This is a genomic window from Photobacterium makurazakiensis (assembly GCF_050336715.1).
GTDB lineage: Bacteria > Pseudomonadota > Gammaproteobacteria > Enterobacterales > Vibrionaceae > Photobacterium > Photobacterium makurazakiensis.
In genome coordinates, this window is record NZ_JAKJSJ010000022.1 from 1 (window position 1) to 19,124 (window position 19,124).

The following is a 19,124-nucleotide window of genomic DNA, read 5'->3' on the forward strand; positions in this document are numbered from 1 at the left end:
CAATAATACAAATAAAGAATGAGCCTTATATACTCAAGTGAAACACAATCTATAGTGATTGTTGAGGTAGTAATTAGAGGTTGAAACTAATAATTAATAGAAGTCTCGACCCTAAGTCATAGAGGGAGTAGGGTAAATGATTCACTTACCCTATTAACGTTGAAACTATAAATTAGTAGGAATGGGCATTTCAATTAAATTTGGTGAGATATGCAGTGTTGCTTCAGTCATTGCTTGAATTTCTTCAACGGTTACGTTCGGTGCAATTTCTTTGAGCTCCATGCCTTTATCATTTAACTCAATTACACCCATCTCGGTAATAATAAGGTTTACCTGATTCGCAGCTGTTAATGGCAAAGAGCAATGTTTGAGAAGTTTAGGTTTACCCTTAACAGTGTGCTCCATTGCAACAATAACTTTCTTTGCACCGACCACGAGATCCATTGCCCCCCCCATTCCTGGCACCATTTTCCCCGGAATGATCCAATTGGCAAGGTTGCCATGCTCATCCACTTGGAGCGCGCCAAGTACCGTTGCGTCCACATGTCCCCCGCGAATAATAGCGAAAGAGTCTGCGCTATTAAAATAACAAGCGCCCGCTGTAGCTGTAATAGGTTGCCCACCAGCATTGACTAGATCTGGGTCTATATTTTCGTCATCTGGCATTTCTCCGATACCGATCAAACCATTTTCTGCTTGAAGTAAAATTTCGATATCGCTATTGGTTTCATTGGCAACGAGTGAAGGAAGACCAATGCCTAAATTAACCACATCACCATCTTTGAGTTCTTGAGCAACTCGCCATGCAATCATTCTGCGAATTTGATGTCTTTCTCGTTGAACAGTCATGCTGTTGCTCCTTGGTAGATATGATTAACAAATAGGCTAGGAGTATGTACAGATTCAGGTTCAATTCCACCAGTCTCAACGAGCGTCACAGCTTCGACAATTACGGTTTTAGCCGCTGTTGCCATTAGGGGGTTGAAATTTTGAGTAGTGCGTTTGTAGAAAACATTTCCTTTTGTATCGACTACAGAGCCACGAATTAGAGCTAAATCTGCATGTAATGGTTTCTCTAGTAAAAAGTCGTTACCATCGATATTAATGACTTCCTTTCCCTCTGCAATAACAGTACCTAACCCTGTTGGTGTTAACACACCACCAAGTCCTGCACCTGCAGCGCGAATACGTTCGGCTAGTGTCCCTTGAGGAACAAGCTCGACATCTAGCTCACCGCTATTCATTTGTGCGCCAGTTTCTGGGTTAGTACCAATGTGCGAGGCAAAGAGTTTGCTAACACGTTTAGCGCTAATTAAACGACCGGAGCCTGTTGTTGGTGTGCCGGTATCGGTAGTGATAAGGGTGATATTTTTGATATTACTTTTTAAAATGATATCAATTAAGCCTTCAGGGGCACCATTCGCCATGAACCCACCTATCATAATGGTCATTCCATCATGCAGTAGCGCAGCAATCGTTGCTTCATTTATATGTTTTTTCATTATTGATTCCTTTTTAGGCTGTACAGCGACGAATAATGACTGCTGTACCCATGCCACCACCAATACATAAAGAGGCTAACCCGTAATTAAGTTGTTTACGTTCTAGCTCATAAATCAGAGTGGTTAGTATGCGGTTGCCTGACGCCCCTAGTGGGTGACCTAGAGCGATAGCCCCACCATTGTGGTTAGTGCGAGACTGAATCCATTCGGCTTCCACATTATGTTGCTCAGAAAGGCTTCTTATCACGCCAAGCGCTTGAGCGGCGAAAGCTTCATTAAGTTCGAAATAGTCAATGTCGGTGAGTGAAAGTTTCGCTTTATCCAATGCGTTCGCAATGGCAGGTACTGGGCCCAACCCCATCACTTTCGGTGACATACCTGCCTGACCACAGGCAATGATCTCGGCAAGCGGCTCAAGTTGATAACGTTCAATCGCTGATTTAGAGGCAAGAATAATCGCAGAAGCGCCATCATTAATACCAGAGGCATTACCAGCTGTCACCGTACCGTCTTTTTTGAATGCAGGGCGTAGCGACTGTAATTTATCCAAGGTCGCATCTGATTTTGGGTATTCATCGGTGCTGACATAATATTCTTTACGATGGTGGGTGACACAAACAGGCTCTATTTCACTGCTAAAACCATGCGCTTCAATTGCTACAACCGCTTTTTGTTGACTAGCTAGGGCAAAAGCATCTTGTTCTTCTCGGCTAATATTCAACTGCTCTGCGATATTTTCAGCGGTAAGCCCCATGTGGTATTGGTTAAAAACATCCGTTAGGCCATCTTTTATAATCGTATCTTCAAGGCTTTGGTGCCCCATTCTTACACCGTTTCTTAGCTGGTAAGAACTAACAAAAGGTGCTTGAGACATGCTTTCAATACCGCAAGCTAATACGATCTCTGCATCACCAGATCGAATATGACTGGTGCCATCCATCACTGTTTTCATACCGCTGCCGCAGATCATGTTAAGCGTATAAGCTGGGACTGTTTCAGGGATACCTGCCGCAATAGCGGCTTGGCGACCTGGCCCCATCCCCATTCCTGCACTGAGTACGTTACCTACAATCACTTCATCAATAAAACTCGGATCAAGATGACATTGGTTTAGCGCTCCTTTAATAGCCGCTGCACCAAGTTGAGGGGCTGAAACAGGGGCTAAAGCACCGTTAAAACTACCAATGGGGGTACGCTTTGCCGCAACGATATAAATAGGTTCCATACTGCTTAATTCCTATGACTAACTTAACAACATGCTTTCAGTGTACGAGGAGCGAGCAGGGAGGTGTTATAGCCAAAGATTCAAATCTGATTTGCGTAAATGCAAAGATAGGATGGGGGAGGTATCACGAAATTAGCGAGTGTTTATCTATAAGCTGTATTCCCAATAGCTTATTAAATTGACATTGAATGTATTTGTAGAGGTTTTAAAAATGGGTAATTTACTTGCGTGTGCCCCTTGCTGCTGGGGAGTTGAGTCTGACTCTAATCCGCATAATCCGAATTGGATGACAGTGTTATCAGAATCAAAGTTAGCGGGTTTTGTTGGCCTTGAACTCGGCCCATATGGATTCTTACCACTAGATGCCGATACGGTGAATACTGCATTGTATTTGAAAGGTTTGGAAGTATGTGCGGGAACCATTTTTGAACCGCTATCTGAACTTGAAATGCGAACTGATATTTTGGCGAAGACCGAACGGTTGTGTGGGTTATTACAAAAAATTGGCACAACCAAACTGGTTGTTATTGATTGTGTAAACGATATTCGTAGTCATTATGCGGGTATATCAGAGCAAGCACCGCGGTTAGATGATCAGCGTTGGCATGTCATGATGACAACAATAAGAATGATCAGCGAGATTGCAAAAAAATATCAGGTGCGTGCTGTCGTTCATCCGCATGCTGGGGGCTATATCGAGTATCAGGATGAACTTAATAGGATGTTAAATGATATCTCTGTTGATGATGCTGGTTTATGTCTTGATACGGGTCACCTCTATTATGCTGGAATGGATCCCGCTCAGAGTTTAATTGAGTATGCAGAGCGTCTTGAGTATGTCCACTTTAAAGATGTAAATAAAGCGCGATTAGAAAAAGCCATAATGAAGCAAGTTGGATTTTGGCAAGCTTGTGCTGATGGGGTTATGTGTCCTATTGGCGAAGGGGCTGTTGACTACGAACAAGTTGCGCGTGCATTGGAAATCATTGGTTATAACGGTTGGATCACCATTGAACAAGAACGCGATCCACGTAACGCAGATACTACCTTGCCTGATATTAAAAAGAGCCGTCAGTATCTACTTGATAACGGTTTTGCGCTGTAATTGGTACTCGTAGAGTTAAGCTGAATTTTAGTAGTTTGTCGTGAAGGGATGTAATTATGACAATGAAAGTGGCGTGTGCCCCATGCTGTTGGGGAGTTGAGCAAGCACAACTTGAACAAAATCCAAGTTGGGGAAAAATTTTAGTTGAGGCACAATCTGCGGGTTACCAAGGTATTGAGTTGGGGCCTGTTGGTTTTTTCCCATCTGAAACAGAGGTGTTACGCGGTGCATTAAAAATCCGGGGTATACAAGTGTGTGCCGGTAATTTACATGGTGAGTTCAGCAACCCATCCAAAAAAGCAGAGATTATTGAAACCGCAGATCAGGTCATCATGCAATTAAAAGCAATTGGAGTTGATAAGCTGATCATCATGGATCAAGCTAATACGGAACGTGATGCTTATATTGGACATGGTGTAATTGCTCCTCGGTTATCGTATAAGCAGCAACAAGATATGATTGAAACGATAGCTGCTGTTGCATCACTAGCGAAAGAGCAAGAGCTTCGAGTTCTACTTCATCCGAGTTCTGGTGGGTATGTGGCATTTTCTGATGAAATTGCTGCTGTGATGAATCATATCCCAGCGAATCTGCTTGGTTTGTGTCTTGATGTGGGGCATTTATACATTGATGGCATGAAGCCCGAAGAATATATTAAGCGTTACGGAAATCGGCTTGAACACCTCCATGTGAAAGATATTGATGGACAGCGTCTCCACAAGTCACTTCGTGACCGGTGCGGAATTAGTCAAGCCTATACGCTTGGACTTACTCGTCCATTGGGGGACGGTGATGTTCACTATTCGGAAGTTTTTCAAGCGCTTGAAGATATTAATTACGATGGTTGGATAGTGGTTGAGCAAGAGCGACCTGTAATGCAGGCCGCTACAGTAAAAGCCGATCTTATTAAGAGTCGTAATTATTTAGCAGGACTTGGAGTGTAAATTCGTGATTGTTACCGACCCTTGGTTTTACGTAACAGCTATACCTGCAGTGTTGATTTATGGGATCGGTAAAGGTGGCTTGGGTGGGGCGCTTGGTATTATCGCGGTGCCGTTAATGGCATTAGTTGTATCGCCCACTCAAGCTGCTGCTATTTTACTGCCAATTCTGTGTGTAATGGATGCTTTTGCCGTTAAGCAGCATTATAAAAATGCAGATTACCCGATATTAAAAAAAATGCTGCCAGGCTCACTGTTGGGAGTATTTTTAGCGGGTGTATTCTTGAGTGTAACGCCGGAAGCTGGACTGAAGTTATTAATTGGTGGCTTATCTTTATTATTTTGTGCCCAGTATGTACTGAAACAAAGTGAACAGACTAAACCGTCTGGTGCATTTAGTGCGTGGTGGTGGAGCAGCTTAAGTGGTTTTTCCAGTACTGCGATCCATGCTGGTGGCGGCCCTGCGAGTATTTACTTGCTACCGCTTAAGCTTGAAAAAATCACCTTGATAGCGACAATGGCGGTGCTTTTTTCTATCATCAATTTATTCAAGTTGGTTCCCTATACCTTGTTAGGTGAATTTGATTCAACTAATTTGATGACAGCTTTACTATTAATTCCATTGGCACCTGTGGGCGTGTACTTAGGTGTGTGGTTATTGCACCGTGTTAGCCAAGAGTGGGTGTATCGATTATGTTATGTATTCCTATTTATCTCAGGGCTGAAACTCTTTATTGATGGACTTATTTAGCTCTGCATTCGCTGAATTTAAAAGCCCCGTTAGGGGCTTATTTGATGGCCTAAGCATAATGAGATTAAGTGCTTTTCGAATGCCTTAAAAAAATAAAGACTACGCTCTACTTTTTAAGGAGCTAACGATAAAAGTCACTCCCATAACGCCTTGGATTGCGATAACAATTAAAAATAGACGTAGCGATATTTCGCAGTAGATGACCTGATTTTTTGAAGATATCATCGCAGACGTCATTAATTTGTCCCAATGGAAAAATAACACCGTCGGAAAGAGTGCCAATGTTATAGCAAGCCCTTTGATAAACCAATGCTTGGCCTGCCACTGTGCAGGGGTACAAATATAATAACGTCCAATAGTCCACAATATCGCAGATGACATCACCATTAAGCTTTCCATGCTGATCCCTTTTTCTTTAATTATGCAATTTCTAGTCGGGACACTTTTTCAGTGGCGTGCTTTGGGTAGACATGTCGTAACTTTGCCATGACGCTATCACGAGTGATCGTACCGATAAAGTCACCATCTTGTAGCACTGGTAGTATGCGCGGTTTGCTTACTTTCATGGCTTTTACACGCTCCTCTAATGGTAGAGAAGTCATGCTGGTTGCTATTCCCATTGCTGAGGTCGGATAAAGCTGATCTTTATCGATACAGAGATATTCAACAACATCTACCAAGCGATCTTTCACATCAACGGCCACTACCTCACAATTCATCAGGTCGACGACTTTAGTTCCCTGGTTGGGCTGGTAGTCTTGGTACCAAAGCTCCTTCATTAAATCGTACATTGAAAGGAATCCGACTAAGCGACCATTTACATCACAAACTGGTGCACCTGAAACATTGCCCTCAATCATTTTATCAACCGCATTTGGCACAAGCATATCGGCTGTTAATGTAAGTGGCTGTGTGTTTGTGATGTCTTTTATTGTTACGTGAGAGAGCATATCTGCCTCCTTGACTGATACGATGTCTAAACGCTGAGTGATTGACCGGATGTTCGTTGCTTTTAGCTGTGGGCGGCGGAAGATACACCAATTAGTGAGCCCAACCAATACCGCTCCGCCAAAAATATTGCCAAGCGTCACTGGAAGTAAATTCGCCATAAGGAAGGTTGATATTGTCAGATCACTGTACTGCTGCGGTTCTGCTGCAACCATCTGCCAAAATTGCTCAGGGGCGAAATTTTGAATAACGATACCAAGCGGCACCATAAACATATTTGCGACGGAGTGTTCAAACCCGCTAGAAACGAACATAGCGACGGGCAGAATCATGAGTACGGCCTTTGTTAAGGCATTTGCAGAGCTGAATGTCATCCAAATTGCCAAACAAACCAATAGGTTACATAGCACACCTAAAGAGAAAGCTTGTACTGGCGTATGGTGAATTTTATGTTGGGCGATATTCAGTGCATTGAGTCCCCACTGGCCTTGATTCAATAGAAATAGCCCGGCAGCGCTGATCAGCAAAAGCATAAACATGGCACCGATGAAGTTACCAATGTATACCTTGGCCCATATAGACAACATTTTTTTAAATGAGATTTGGCGATTAGCCCAAGAAATACTTGATAACACAGAACTGGTGAACAGTTCCCCTCCACACAAAACAATTAAAATCAGCCCCATACTGAAAACAATACCGCCGACTAAACGGCTAAGTCCCCACCCTGAAGTGGCACTCCCTGTTGTTACAGTAATATAAAACACGAAAGCTAAACCGATAAACGCACCTGCCATGGTCGCTAGTCCCAGTGTCATGCCACTGGTTTTCTTAGCCTTACTTAGTGCGAATTTTTCCGCTTCCGCCATCATTTCCATTGGCGAAAACAGCTGATTGTTGTTGGAATCCCCGTTACTCATGCTTACCCCAAGTTCTGCACATCTTTTCCCCTTCGGGGTTTACCATTTTCCACTTAAGCTTCTTGCTTAAGTGAGGTAGGCAAAGTATCAATCGATGCTGTAATAAGAAAAATTGATGGCATTATATGTGTAAATCATATTTTTTTATATTAAAGATTTGCAATATATGATTACAATTTCGCGTGGAGTGATGACTTTTTAGAAGGGGAGTGTACGAATCAGAACTGGATTGATGATAGGTTACATATAAAGCTATAGTAAAGAAAGAGTTAGGCTTTGTAAAAATCACTCTTAATGTGTTTCCATTTTATGCTTAATAAGTGGGATTCAGCTTATAGAGGTTGCTAAAGGGTATGGTTAGCTAATCTTGATTTAGATTTTCTTATTGAGTAAATGAAACAAACAATAATAAGTTATTAATAGGTTACATTGTAGAGGAAGGTGGTGAACATCCTGATTGCCATTAAATTTCAGCTGAATTTTCACGTTTGGGGGTGAGATTTGGCATGAAAATGACTTACTTTTGGCTGAAAAAATTGCCAGGTGTAACCCCAAAACTCCTTTTGAATAACCGGTTAAATGCACTTTGGCTTGAAAACCCAGCTTCCATAGCGACTATGGTTACAGACTTTCCTTTAGCTAGTTGTTTTAAGGCTTCAAACAGTCTTACTTGTTGGCGATAATCAATAAAAGACATGCCTAATTCTTTGCGAAATAAACGGCTTAATGTACGGCTGCTGGTATTGATACGTGATGCCCATTCGTTAAGAGAGTCGTGATTAGAAGGGGCAGCGATTAAAGCTTCACAAATGGTTACTAACCTTGTGTCTGTGGCAACAGGTAAATAGAAGGTTATTTGATGGGCTGAACGCAGTTGATCAAGAACAACTTTGATTAGCCTTTCTACTTCGTGCTTATCTGCGGTTTCCAGATCTATGGTTGCTAGATGCAGGAGTAATTCTCGCATCAACGGGGTTACATTCAATACAAAGCTTTGCTTTGGTAGCTCTTTGTCGTTGCCATATTCAGCTTGTACATAGAAATTACGCATTTCAGCATGCCCGTGCATTGATACTTTATGCAATGTACCTGCTGGTATCCATACGGCTCTTTGAGATGGAATAACCCAAAGGTTCTCATGGGTTTCCACGATCATGACGCCACTGCAGGCAAAAACTAATTGGGAGAAGTTATGATGATGCCAGTCAATTATGTGGCTGTCTGGATAAGACTGAGGGATAACAATGGCCGCATGTGGTATTCCAGTATTCAAAATAGCGTTACTCATAATGTCTCATTCGGGCAATAAGTTGGCTTAATGGAGTCTATGAGACAAATACTGGCGCTGTAAACTGTTTTCATCATGGAATAAACGGGAACAATGATGAATATTCAGCGACGACATTTTCAAGTTATGAACTTAGGTCATGCACTTAATCATTTCTTTATTTTAATTTTTCCTACAGCGGTGTTGGGATTACAAGATCAATGGGACATTGGCTACGCAGAGTTATTGAAGCTAGGTATGTTTGGTGTACTCGCGTATGGCCTAGGGGCATTGCCTTCAGGCTGGTTGGGTGATCGTTGGAGCAAAAAAGCGATGATGCACATCTTCTTCTACGGTATGGGGGGGGCTGGTATTTTTACCGCTTTTGCTCAAACGCCGACACAACTTGCGTTAGGGGTTACTGCAATTGGGCTCTTTGCTTCGATATACCATCCCGTAGGGCTAGCCATTATTTACAGTACAGCAAATAAAACTGGGCGGGCTATTGCTATAAATGGTCTTGCTGGAAATATTGGTTTAGCCTGTGCTGCCGTTGTAACATCTTATCTCTCTCAAATGTTTGGTTGGCAGGTGGCTTTTTTAATCCCCAGTATTTTTTGTTTACTCGTTGGTGTCGCTTATAGCTTTACGGTAAAAGCCATTGAGTATCCCCAGCAATCTAAACATCACTCAAGGACTCAAATAGAGGATATAAAAGCCAGTTTAATTAGGCTCTTTGTCACGATTGCCGTTATTGCGACATTTGGCGGGTTAGTTTTTCAAAGTATCACTACGGTGCTGCCCAAAATTTTGCAAAGCACGTTCGACACTTCGCTGTCTGCGATTGGACTACTGGCAACGGGTATTTTTCTCGTAGCGGCTGTTTCACAGCTCATTATCGGAGAGTTGTTAGATCGGCTTTCAGCACGATCTTTACTATTGGTTTCTGTTGCAGCTCAAACAGTTTTTCTTCTGTTGTCTTCTGTCGCTTCGGGCTGGGGGCTAGTTTTATGCTTAACAGGTTTAGTCTTTAGTATGTACGCTCAAATTCCAATCAACGATTGGCTAATAGGTAAGTATGCGGCTAATCAGTGGCGCTCGAGAATGTATGCGCTTAAGTATATGCTCAGTTTCAGCACGGGCCCTGCAGCGTATGGGCTTATCGCGACTATTTATGGAACGACAGGCGCCTTTACTCATTTGTACTGGTTGTTGGCAACGCTGATGGGAGGCGCGGTGTTAGCGGCTTGGGGAATGCCTGCGAAGAGTACTGCTGGAAGAATACAGATTATAGCTAAAACCTAGTCATGTGAAAGTGCAAGCGTTAGTCGATGAATTTTATAGAGAATTATTTCAAATATAATACTGACCGAAAAGTTAGACATTACTGTATTAAATTGCACGACTTATTGCTACCTTATCGCAAAATACTAATAACATATGGTGAAGGTAATGGATAAACAGTCTCTAAATGTGGCAATTGTTGGGGCAGGGCTAAATGGGTTAGCGCTAGCATTGTCGCTGAGGATGTTTGGTATTGAAGCGACAGTTTATGAAAAGTCAGATAAACCGCGCATTGATGGCACCGGTATTATTATGTGGCCTGAGGGGATGCAGGTGCTTGCTGCATTAACCGATGCCGCTAAAGTAAAAGCCTTGGGTAATACGGTCGATGTGCTCACCACTGCAACAGCTTCATCTGAGATAATAAACCGGCTTTCTATGCGTGAAGCGGGCAGCAAGGTAAATGCAGAGGTTGGTTTGTTCCACCGCAGTGATCTGTATCAGCTATTGCTAGATACTTATGGTCAGGAAAATATTCGAACAGGTCAGCGATGTAGTGTTGAGAATGATACCGTAATGGTGAATGGCGAGCCGTTAATTGCCGATGTAATTGTCGGTGCTGATGGTATTTTCTCTAAAGTTCGTCAATTTGTCGCCCCTGACATCTCTGTTCGCAATCCTAGCGTCTATTGTTGCCGCGGTATTGTAAACTTTGATACTGACGAGCTCAGTGATGATGAATGTTATGTATTCGCTGGTATGCACTCACGTATTGTTACCTACACTTACGATCGTGAAACTCATGCTAAATATTGGTTTGCTGCTTGTGCTGTTGAGCAAGGTGAAACCTTAGATAAAGCAACGATCCTCGAACAGTTTAGCGGCTACTCACCGTACTTATTGGAAATGATTAAGCAAACACCGGAAGAGCAAATTATGCCATCACCACTTGCTGATGTGGCACCTTTTGATAACTGGTCTCGTGATAATGCGGTGTTATTGGGTGATTCGTGTTGTGCGGTTTTACCGACGATGGGGATTGGTTTTAGCTTGGGTATTGAGAACGCATTTATTCTTGCTCAGAGCTTAGCTTCGAACTTTTATGATGTGCCTGCTGCATTTCAGCGCTACCAATTACGTGCCCAGCAACGCTCACACGATTTGCAAAATATCACTCACCGCTTAAGTGAACTGACGTATACCGAAGCTTTTAATCCAGTTGAGGTTGCAGGGCTCTATCAACAGTTTACTGAAGTGAATAGCCGGTCGCCGTTTTAATACTTATCGTAATAAAGCCTGTTTGTATAACAGGTTTTATTATTGGTCTTCTGTTGGCTGTCGTGCTTACGTCTAAACTTATTTAAATCGCTTAATTTCTCACTTAGCTCGCAACAAATATCAAATAATTAGAATACTCCGCAAGTACAAAACGACTCCTTAGGGTGAGTAATTCACTGTAACTCAGCGATCAAATTCAACTTTATGGAACATCCTGTTCGCATAATCGAAATAATTAACCTATGTTGTCTCTAGTAATCACTTTATTACTACAGCGTAGAGTTATAAATTCTATTAATGGCCAGTCAAAGTGATTCGAAGTAATTCCTACTAACGACCAGAGGTCTGCCATTGTCATAGCAAGCTGCTGTGCCACTTTTTGGGTTGTCAGCCTATGAGTTAAGACATTCAATTTACTTGAAAGGACTTAAGTTATATGAAAGCGAAAACCATCCCTTTAGCTACGTCTTTTATATTGGCTTCTGCCGCGCTCACTGCGGGTGAGTTTAAAACAGCAGATACGATATATAGTAACGCCAAGGTCATTACAATGGACTCGCAACAGGCTGAGGCTGAGAGTATTGCGATTAAAGATGGCAAAATTGTATTAGTTGGCAGCGATAAGGAAGTCAGTCAATTAAAAGGAGGTAGCACTAAAGTTATTGATGTAGAAGGTAAAACGATAGTGCCGGGTTTTATTGATAGCCATGGTCATTTTAGTATTGTGGCGCAGACCATTAATTATGCCAATGTTTCTCCTTCTCCGGTTGGCTCCAGTGACTCTATCCCCGAACTTATCAATGAAATGAAACGTTTTTGGCAGAAGAGATCAGTAAACGGTCGTGAGTGGCTTATTGGGACTGGTTATGATGACTCTTTGCTTGCTGAAAAAGTCCACCCAACTCGCCATGATCTCGATAAAATCAGTTCAACCCAGCCAGTAGTTATCATTCACGCTTCGTACCATTTGGCGGTAGTAAATACAAAAGGCCTAGAGTTGCTCGGTTTTGATGAAAGCACCCCAGATCCAACCGGTGGGAAGATTGTTAGAGAACCAAGTAGTCGCATGCCAAATGGTGTACTTGAAGAGACGGCAATGAAAAAGCCGTTGGGAATGATCATGACCCCAGAAGCCAATGTTGAAAAGTTGATTGAGAGTTATAAAGAAACTCAACACTATTACGCTAGCTTTGGTATTACGACCGCTCAGGATGGAGCTGCTAGTTATAACACAGTCAAAAGTTATGAAGAGCTCGCTAAAAATAATACTCTTTATCTTGATATCGCAGCTTATCCGACCTGGGATGCCTTTGCGATGTTGGAGCGTAAGGGGTATAAACCTAGTAAAAACTATGAAAATAACTTTAGGATTGCCGGTATTAAGTTGGTATTAGATGGTTCTCCGCAGGGACGAACCGCATTTATGACCCAACCTTATAAAACACCCCCAAAAGGCAGTGCTAATAGTTATGTTGGTTACCCGACTCTAGAGCGAGATTTCTTAATAAGTAAGCTCGGTCGTTATGTCGATAAGGGGTACCAGTTCATTGTACATACTAACGGTGATGCGTCGGTTGATATGTATTTGGATGCATTGGAAGCGGTAACGGATGAAAGCACTGATTTAGGTATTATTCGTCCGGTGTCGATTCATTCACAGACGACCCGTGATGACCAATTAGTAAAAATGGCAAAGCTTGAAATGATCCCTTCATTTTTTTCTGCTCATACCTATTTTTGGGGGGACTGGCATAACGATGTAGTATTTGGTGAACAAAGAGCACAGCGTATTAGCCCGACGAAATCAGCGACAAAGCTGGGCATTCCGTATACTACCCATAACGATGCCCCTGTGGTTGACCCCGATATGCTGCGATTAATGTTCAATACCGTTAACCGCGTTACACGTAGTGGAAAAATCCTTGGCAAAGATCAGCAGGCGACGCCTTATGAGGCGCTAGCTTCGATAACAATTAATGCAGCATATCAGAACCACGAAGAAGCCAGTAAAGGCTCGATTACTCCAGGAAAACTCGCCGATCTGGTCATCCTCTCGGATAATCCATTGACTGTCGAGAGGAGTAAAATTGCTGATATTACTATTCTGGAAACCTTAAAAGCAGGGCAGACTGTTTATGTGAATGACGTTATTTAATCCGCAATAACTCTTTAGCTAAGGTAGTGGTTATCAAAAAGGGAAACATGAATATGCTTTTGCATTCTTTGAACCTTGTAGACGGTCATTCCTACCTTAGCTGTTCTTTTGGGTTGTACGATATCATGCTCAAATCCGTAAGATGATGAAATACCAACAAATTGTTGGATGTTACCTTGTTGTATTTCAAAGTAATGATGAGCATGGCCACTGATGATCATTTGCTTGGTTTTAAAAGCATGAATAAGCTGGTTTTGGTTTTCAATACCAATTTGTTTAAACCATTGGTTGCTGACATCGAGAATAGGGTGATGGCAAACAATGACAGCCTGCTTTTTTCTTATCGTTTTCTTCAACGCTGCCATCTCTTTTCTTGCGACTCTTCCAGCCCCCAAGGCAAGCTCTGTACCTAGAGGCTTTTTACTTGTATCAAGGAAATGAAAGGGGATCCCATCAATATTCGCTGTTTGCTTTATTTGGATTTTACTGTCCTTAAAGCACGCTTTCATACAGTTCAAGTCATCATGATTACCTGCTAGTGCAAAACAATGGGAGATATTGGCTCTTTTTTCAATACTCGACTTAAGCCGATTATAGGCAGCAGGTACTGCATCATTTGCTAAGTCTCCAGTAAGTAGAAGAATGCTCTCTTCCGGATCTTGGTCAACAATATTTAACAGTTTCTCCAAGTTAGCGTCATGCTCTCCGGCTGTCTTAGCTAAGTGAGTGTCGGTGATCTGAAAAACTTTCACTATATATCCCTAAAAATTGCAATTTTATTAGGCTGTTACGGCAAGGCTGTATGTTAAATGAAAGCAACAGCGTTAGGCAATACCGTTTGAACAAGGCGAAATATGAGGGATGAAATCACCTAAGCGCTGTTTTTGTATTCCATTACAATCGAAATTCGAAGGTGATAACCAAGCTTGATGCGCTTGGGATAGCTGAGGCCATTCACTATCAATTATTGAGTACCATGTGGTGTCTCGGTTTCGTCCGTTATACACAATAGCTTGTCGGAATAGCCCTTCATACTTAAACCCCAAGCGCTCAGCAGCACGGCGTGACGGTTCATTAAGCGAGTCACACTTCCATTCGCAACGTCGGTAGCCTAACTTTTCGAAAGCATGCTTTATTAATAAGTGCAGTGCTTCTGTTGATAATGGTGTTTGCTTTAGTTGCGGAGAGAATACTAAGTTACCCACTTCTATCACCCCATTTTTAGGATCGATACGCATGTATGAAACAAGGCCGACAGCCCGCTGGGTAGTGGGATTAATAATGGCAAAGAAGAGTGGGTCTGGCATGTTCTCGATATCATTTAACCATTGCTTGAAGTCAGCTTTATTGCCAAACGGCCCCATGAATAAATAGGTCCAAGTACGGTTTTCACTATCTAGTAAGAATGCGTCATAAAGGTCATCGCCATGCAGCTGACAGTTAAGGGGGGCTAATTGGCAATAATTGCCATTTAGAGTCATTGGGGATGTTTGCTGTGCACCGCTCCAATCCGGTAGGGCTTGGCCGATAGGTTGATTTAGGCGGTTCAATCGCGTGGTCATTTCATTTTCCTTTATTGAATAGTTTACTTACCTTATGTGTATCTTGTACTTATTTTGGATTGTTGTTAACGTCCAATAAAGGTATTTTTAACCAGTCCAATATTATGCGACCCCAACAAAACTGTAGTATTTCTTTTGCTTTAGATAAATCGTCGTCGTTGCCATTATTTGAGCAAATTTGCCGTTATGTTCGTCAACAAGTGCACGGTGTTAATTGGGAACGAGGGCAAAAATTACCAGCAACAAGAACGCTTGCTGCAGAGTTAGGGGTTTCCCGTTCAACGGTAGTGATGGCTTATGAGCAGTTGGTTGCAGAAGGCTATATAGAAGGCATTAAAGGTTCAGGTTATCGAGTCAATTATACCGAAGATGCGGCAGCACAACCGAATGGAGCGTTACGACACATAACTCCGGGTAAGAAAGCGTTACCCCCTACGGCTGGTGAACAACGACAAAAGTTGCTGCAGCCCGGTGTTGCTGATATGCGTTTGTTCCCTTACAAACTATGGGCTAAAACTGTTGCGAAGGTATGTCGTCATCACCCCGAAGCTTTGTTGCTTTGCGATGACCCCAACGGGAATGCAGATCTAAGGTGGGCGATTTGCGATCACCTTCATCAGTGGCGGGGGATGAATACAGAGCCTGAGCAGGTGGTGGTGACATCGGGTTCAACGGATGCATTGGAACGGTGTATTAATGCTCTGACTGCAAAAGGTGACACCATTGGCTTGGAAAATCCGGGGTACTTACCCACACGGCAATTTATCCAGCAACAAGGTTATGTTATTGCTGATTTAGACATTGATGATAAAGGGGCAACATTACCGAATTGCAATCCTCAGCTAATACTTGTTACCCCGTCATACCAATATCCATTGGGTGGGGCAATGGCGGCAGACAGACGGCAGCAGCTACTTCAATGGGCGAGTAAAAATGAGTGTTGGATCGTTGAGGATGATTACGACAGTGAGTTTCGTTACTTTGGTTCCCCAATCCCGGCCTTAGCGAGCTTGGACCTACAACAACGAACCTTATACGTGGGGAGTTTCAGTAAGCTGTTTTCGAGCCAATTTCGCCTTGGGTACGTCGTGATTCCCAAGTCACTTGTGCCTGCCTTTAGATCTGTGAATAAACCGCTATTTTCTCGGGCGCCCATTATGCCTCAGCAGCCATTGGCTGATTTTATGAATAATGGTGATTTTTATCGATACTTGCGCCGAGCGAGGAGAATATATGCAAAGCGTCGGCGACATCTTATGAATTTGCTTGATGAGCATTTATCGTGGTGTGGTTATATCAAAGACCATCAAGCTGGTATGCAACTGACATTTCACTTCTCAATTGATAAAAGTGATAAGCAGATAGAACGCCATGCACTGCAGTGTGGGTTAGGCGTTTCCGCATTATCTCCTTTTTATGCCGACCAACGGCAGTCGCAACAGGGGTTATTGCTCGGTTTTTGTGGTTTTACTGAAGATGAAATCACACAAGGGGTGAAGATTTTGGCTCAATTGATGGCTGAATAGCTCTTTTTTCTGCTGTCTTTGTTTATTTACACTGTACGACAGTTTTTTTGATATAAAGCATGTGAATGATACGGCCTGTTGCAGTAATATGCTTCGCTTTATATGCTATCGGCACAATTATAACAATGAAACAAGCACCCACCTACCTTAAGAAATACCAGCTATTGATCGTTTTATGGGTGTTTGCGTCTTTAATTCTTTTACCTTTTACTGCTTTTGTGTTGATTAATGGGTGGGAGGATCATAAAAACACCTTGATCGAGCAGCTAGACAGGCTGACTGATGGTTTTAATAATGACATTTCTGCCAGTATAGTTGAGCTTGAGGACTTGTTTCCTGAAGATATAAGTTGTACTGATGGCTTAGTTCATAATATGAAGAAGCTTGATTATTATGCCAAATATTTAACCACTATCGCTTATACACGAGATGGGGAAATTGTCTGTACGTCTGACAGTGGTTTGTTAGCAGAGCCGATTCCCATACTTACTCCTGACTGGGTGACGGCTGAAGGAATCAGTGTGATTCTAGCGCAGCCAATCCCGTTATTTGCTGGCAAAGAAACAGGGATAGCAGTACTTGAAGGTGATTTTCTAGCTTTTCTTGATTATCAGCAAGTACAGAGTCGCTCAACAATTTTGTGGTTGAAATATATTAGCTTCGGGATTGTTGATGGGAAGGTCTCTTATAGTTACGGTAGTAATAATTTTTCACCTGAACAATTTGTTGAATTGACCTCTGGACAGCAGTGGTACGAAGACGGCCATTGGCTCTATAGTGAGTGTCGTGGAAGTTCAGAATGCAAAGTCATCGGTGTCGACCTTATTGCTTATTTTAAAAGTGAGCCTGCCGCTGTTATTTTCTTGGTGTTCTTTTTTATCTTAGTGTATGGGTTGGTTACGTTATTAGGTGGGCGTCTTTATACCTCAATGTATAGCCTACCACGTCAGGTATACCATGGTATTAATGAACAACAGCTACACCTCAAGTATCAGCCAATTGTTGAGTTAACGTCCAATACGGTTATTGGCTCTGAAGTGTTATCTCGTTGGAAAACGGTTGATAATCAATGGATACCGACTGAAAAATTCATTCAATATATTGAAAGTAATCGGCAGACTCGAGAGCTCACCGAGGCAGTTATTAGAAAGTGCGTGGCTGAATTAAAACAGGAAAACTTACTTGGGCGGTGCCGTATATCGATAAATGCTTTTCCTGATGACATTGCCTCAAATCATATTCTCCAGGTATTTAGTCGGTTATTGCCCCTTAAATATTACTCTATGTTTACTATTGAGATAACGGAACAAAAAATTCATGATCTACCTGCTTTGTGCAAAGGTGTTCGCCATTTGCGCACTGTTGGTTTTAGCGTTGTTATTGACGACTTCGGTACGGGTTTTTCGAATTTTGAGGGACTGAGGGAATTACAAATAGATGGCCTTAAAATTGATAAAAGCTTTATTTGGGAAGCAGAAAGGGAGTCAATAAGGCAGAAGTTGGTCGAGAATATTGTCAGTGTTGCCAAACTATTAGAATTGAAAATTGTTGCCGAAGGCGTTGAAACAGAAGAGCAACTTACTTACTTATCAAGTTTACAGGTAGATTATAGTCAGGGCTATCTTCATAGCAGCCCTGTCAACATGGAAAGATTTAAGCGTCTGCTATTATCTAAAAAAGCGTAAGTGTTGCTCACGCTAAATGTTAACCCTGATTAACGGCCATTGACTAATTCTCAAGTAAAAAAGCCTTAAAATGACTAGCAACAGCAGAAGCTTTTGCTGGTGGGTGATAGTACAGATTCAAGCTCCAAATACTGGTTTCATAATCGTTTAGCAATGAAATCAGCTTTCCGGATGATAAATCTTTTTCAACGATGAATGCTGGTAGGTAGGCAATACCTGCGCCATTTATGGCACTTTGTAATAGTAAATCGCTGTCATTCACCTCAAGCGATTTAGGAACCTTGACCATTTGAGTCTCGCCTTGTTTTTTGAAAATCCAATCGTTACTACCCGTTAGAGTTGTCGCAAATAAACATTGATGTTGTGCAAGCTCACTTGGTTGTGACAAAACAGGTTTGCGCGCAAGATAAGACGGTGAAGCAACAATTGAAAATGGACTTTGCATCAGTTCACGTCGAACAAGGTGGAGATCTTTCTCTCTATACCCCTGGTAGCAAGCATTGGCACTGATCACCAAATCAGCATCGCTGGCATGGTCGAGTGCCCAAGGTGTCACATTCACATTGAATGTGACTTCTGGGTGGTCAATTAAGTAGCGGCTAATCTTATCCATTAAGTAGTTATTGGCATAAACAGGTGTGCAAGCGATATTAATGTGGCCTTTATCGTGATCTTGATAGTCTTGCATGGTTCGACACAGTTGCTCTGCGTTATCCACTAAAGGGGAGAACTCATCAACCAGCTTTTGCCCCGCAGGCGTCGCCGTTAACAAGCGATTGGTACGACGGCATAAGGTAATGCCAAAACTTTGTTCAAGATCTTGCAGCCAACGGCTACCTGCAGATACCGATATATTGAATTTACGCGCCGCTGCAGAAATAGATCCAGTGCGGATGACATAAACAAAGAAGGCCATTTTATCTAGCATTGTGTCTCCCTTTTAAAATGCCGTTTAATGCGAAAAGCAGGCTACCC

General features: G+C 42.4%; 17 protein-coding genes. 8 read left to right on the plus strand and 9 right to left on the minus strand.

The window, feature by feature from the left end; genetic code table 11:
- Positions 1-165: 165 nt before the first annotated feature.
- The 3 genes from L4D09_RS10915 to L4D09_RS10925 are packed head-to-tail and all read right to left on the minus strand — an operon-like array spanning position 166 to position 2,727.
- Positions 166-849, minus strand: coding sequence for a 3-oxoacid CoA-transferase subunit B (locus tag L4D09_RS10915; protein WP_428457541.1), 684 nt, complete (start codon positions 847-849; stop codon positions 166-168).
- Positions 846-1,502, minus strand: coding sequence for a CoA transferase subunit A (locus L4D09_RS10920; RefSeq protein WP_428457542.1), 657 nt, complete (start codon positions 1,500-1,502; stop codon positions 846-848). The genes L4D09_RS10915 and L4D09_RS10920 overlap by 4 nt, the downstream gene beginning before the upstream one ends.
- Positions 1,503-1,515: 13 nt before the next feature.
- Entirely contained in the window at positions 1,516-2,727 is a 1,212-nt protein-coding gene (locus tag L4D09_RS10925; protein ID WP_428457543.1) for an acetyl-CoA C-acetyltransferase, read from the minus strand.
- 211 nt (positions 2,728-2,938) lie between these two features.
- On the opposite strand from L4D09_RS10925, the gene L4D09_RS10930 reads away from it, so the two are divergent.
- Genes L4D09_RS10930 through L4D09_RS10940 form a run of 3 tightly spaced genes read left to right on the plus strand, consistent with a single transcriptional unit; the run spans position 2,939 to position 5,524 of the window.
- The gene (locus L4D09_RS10930) at positions 2,939-3,832 is read left to right on the plus strand and encodes a TIM barrel protein (protein ID WP_428457544.1); all 894 of its coding nucleotides are present in this window, start codon (positions 2,939-2,941) and stop codon (positions 3,830-3,832) included.
- 56 nt (positions 3,833-3,888) lie between these two features.
- Positions 3,889-4,776: a sugar phosphate isomerase/epimerase family protein gene (locus tag L4D09_RS10935; RefSeq protein ID WP_428457545.1), complete on the plus strand. Its 888-nt coding sequence runs from the start codon at positions 3,889-3,891 to the stop codon at positions 4,774-4,776.
- 7 nt (positions 4,777-4,783) lie between these two features.
- A complete protein-coding gene (locus L4D09_RS10940; RefSeq protein WP_428457627.1) occupies positions 4,784-5,524 on the plus strand; it encodes a sulfite exporter TauE/SafE family protein in 741 nt (246 codons plus the stop codon).
- A 99-nt stretch (positions 5,525-5,623) separates the two neighbouring features.
- On the opposite strand, the gene L4D09_RS10945 is transcribed toward L4D09_RS10940, so the two are convergent.
- From L4D09_RS10945 to L4D09_RS10955, 3 genes are all read right to left on the minus strand, one after another.
- Positions 5,624-5,923: a hypothetical protein gene (locus tag L4D09_RS10945; RefSeq protein WP_428457546.1), complete on the minus strand. Its 300-nt coding sequence runs from the start codon at positions 5,921-5,923 to the stop codon at positions 5,624-5,626.
- A 20-nt stretch (positions 5,924-5,943) separates the two neighbouring features.
- Positions 5,944-7,392: a formate transporter FocA gene (focA, locus tag L4D09_RS10950; RefSeq protein WP_428457547.1), complete on the minus strand. Its 1,449-nt coding sequence runs from the start codon at positions 7,390-7,392 to the stop codon at positions 5,944-5,946.
- Between the two features lie 517 nt (positions 7,393-7,909).
- Complete coding sequence (locus L4D09_RS10955) at positions 7,910-8,680, minus strand: AraC family transcriptional regulator (protein WP_428457548.1); 771 nt, start codon at positions 8,678-8,680, stop codon at positions 7,910-7,912.
- 96 nt (positions 8,681-8,776) lie between these two features.
- On the opposite strand from L4D09_RS10955, the gene L4D09_RS10960 reads away from it, so the two are divergent.
- The 3 genes from L4D09_RS10960 to L4D09_RS10970 all read left to right on the plus strand — a co-directional run bounded on the left by L4D09_RS10960 (position 8,777) and on the right by L4D09_RS10970 (position 13,376).
- Complete coding sequence (locus tag L4D09_RS10960) at positions 8,777-9,964, plus strand: MFS transporter (protein ID WP_428457549.1); 1,188 nt, start codon at positions 8,777-8,779, stop codon at positions 9,962-9,964.
- Positions 9,965-10,111: 147 nt separating this feature from the next.
- Complete coding sequence (locus L4D09_RS10965) at positions 10,112-11,221, plus strand: FAD-dependent monooxygenase (RefSeq protein WP_428457550.1); 1,110 nt, start codon at positions 10,112-10,114, stop codon at positions 11,219-11,221.
- A gap of 436 nt (positions 11,222-11,657) precedes the next feature.
- A complete protein-coding gene (locus L4D09_RS10970) occupies positions 11,658-13,376 on the plus strand; it encodes an amidohydrolase (RefSeq protein WP_428457551.1) in 1,719 nt (572 codons plus the stop codon).
- Positions 13,377-13,390: 14 nt separating this feature from the next.
- Here the strand turns inward: L4D09_RS10970 and L4D09_RS10975 are convergent, their stop codons facing one another.
- Together L4D09_RS10975 and L4D09_RS10980 are read right to left on the minus strand one after the other, a co-directional pair.
- Positions 13,391-14,128 carry a metallophosphoesterase family protein gene (locus L4D09_RS10975; protein WP_428457552.1) on the minus strand — a complete coding sequence of 246 codons (738 nt, stop codon included), beginning with the start codon at positions 14,126-14,128 and terminating at the stop codon, positions 13,391-13,393.
- Between the two features lie 72 nt (positions 14,129-14,200).
- Positions 14,201-14,938 (minus strand): GNAT family N-acetyltransferase, encoded by a 738-nt coding sequence (locus tag L4D09_RS10980; protein ID WP_428457553.1) that lies wholly within the window; start codon positions 14,936-14,938, stop codon positions 14,201-14,203.
- Positions 14,939-15,042: 104 nt separating this feature from the next.
- On the opposite strand from L4D09_RS10980, the gene pdxR reads away from it, so the two are divergent.
- Complete coding sequence (pdxR, locus tag L4D09_RS10985) at positions 15,043-16,464, plus strand: MocR-like pyridoxine biosynthesis transcription factor PdxR (protein ID WP_428457554.1); 1,422 nt, start codon at positions 15,043-15,045, stop codon at positions 16,462-16,464.
- Positions 16,465-16,589: 125 nt separating this feature from the next.
- Positions 16,590-18,149, plus strand: coding sequence for an EAL domain-containing protein (locus L4D09_RS10990; RefSeq protein WP_428457555.1), 1,560 nt, complete (start codon positions 16,590-16,592; stop codon positions 18,147-18,149).
- Between the two features lie 43 nt (positions 18,150-18,192).
- On the opposite strand, the gene L4D09_RS10995 is transcribed toward L4D09_RS10990, so the two are convergent.
- A complete protein-coding gene (locus L4D09_RS10995) occupies positions 18,193-19,077 on the minus strand; it encodes a LysR family transcriptional regulator (RefSeq protein WP_428457556.1) in 885 nt (294 codons plus the stop codon).
- Between the last annotated feature and the right edge of the window lie 47 nt (positions 19,078-19,124).

Coding starts and splice junctions, on each gene's coding strand:
- L4D09_RS10925 (WP_428457543.1), bottom strand. CDS start 2,727: ATGGAACCTATTTATATCGTTGCGGCAAAGCGTACCCCCATTGGTAGT.
- L4D09_RS10960 (WP_428457549.1), top strand. CDS start 8,777: ATGAATATTCAGCGACGACATTTTCAAGTTATGAACTTAGGTCATGCA.
- L4D09_RS10995 (WP_428457556.1), bottom strand. CDS start 19,077: ATGCTAGATAAAATGGCCTTCTTTGTTTATGTCATCCGCACTGGATCT.
- L4D09_RS10935 (WP_428457545.1), top strand. CDS start 3,889: ATGACAATGAAAGTGGCGTGTGCCCCATGCTGTTGGGGAGTTGAGCAA.
- pdxR (WP_428457554.1), top strand. CDS start 15,043: ATGCGACCCCAACAAAACTGTAGTATTTCTTTTGCTTTAGATAAATCG.
- L4D09_RS10970 (WP_428457551.1), top strand. CDS start 11,658: ATGAAAGCGAAAACCATCCCTTTAGCTACGTCTTTTATATTGGCTTCT.
- L4D09_RS10930 (WP_428457544.1), top strand. CDS start 2,939: ATGGGTAATTTACTTGCGTGTGCCCCTTGCTGCTGGGGAGTTGAGTCT.
- L4D09_RS10945 (WP_428457546.1), bottom strand. CDS start 5,923: ATGGAAAGCTTAATGGTGATGTCATCTGCGATATTGTGGACTATTGGA.
- L4D09_RS10915 (WP_428457541.1), bottom strand. CDS start 849: ATGACTGTTCAACGAGAAAGACATCAAATTCGCAGAATGATTGCATGG.
- L4D09_RS10980 (WP_428457553.1), bottom strand. CDS start 14,938: ATGACCACGCGATTGAACCGCCTAAATCAACCTATCGGCCAAGCCCTA.
- L4D09_RS10990 (WP_428457555.1), top strand. CDS start 16,590: ATGAAACAAGCACCCACCTACCTTAAGAAATACCAGCTATTGATCGTT.
- L4D09_RS10965 (WP_428457550.1), top strand. CDS start 10,112: ATGGATAAACAGTCTCTAAATGTGGCAATTGTTGGGGCAGGGCTAAAT.
- focA (WP_428457547.1), bottom strand. CDS start 7,392: ATGAGTAACGGGGATTCCAACAACAATCAGCTGTTTTCGCCAATGGAA.
- L4D09_RS10955 (WP_428457548.1), bottom strand. CDS start 8,680: ATGAGTAACGCTATTTTGAATACTGGAATACCACATGCGGCCATTGTT.
- L4D09_RS10920 (WP_428457542.1), bottom strand. CDS start 1,502: ATGAAAAAACATATAAATGAAGCAACGATTGCTGCGCTACTGCATGAT.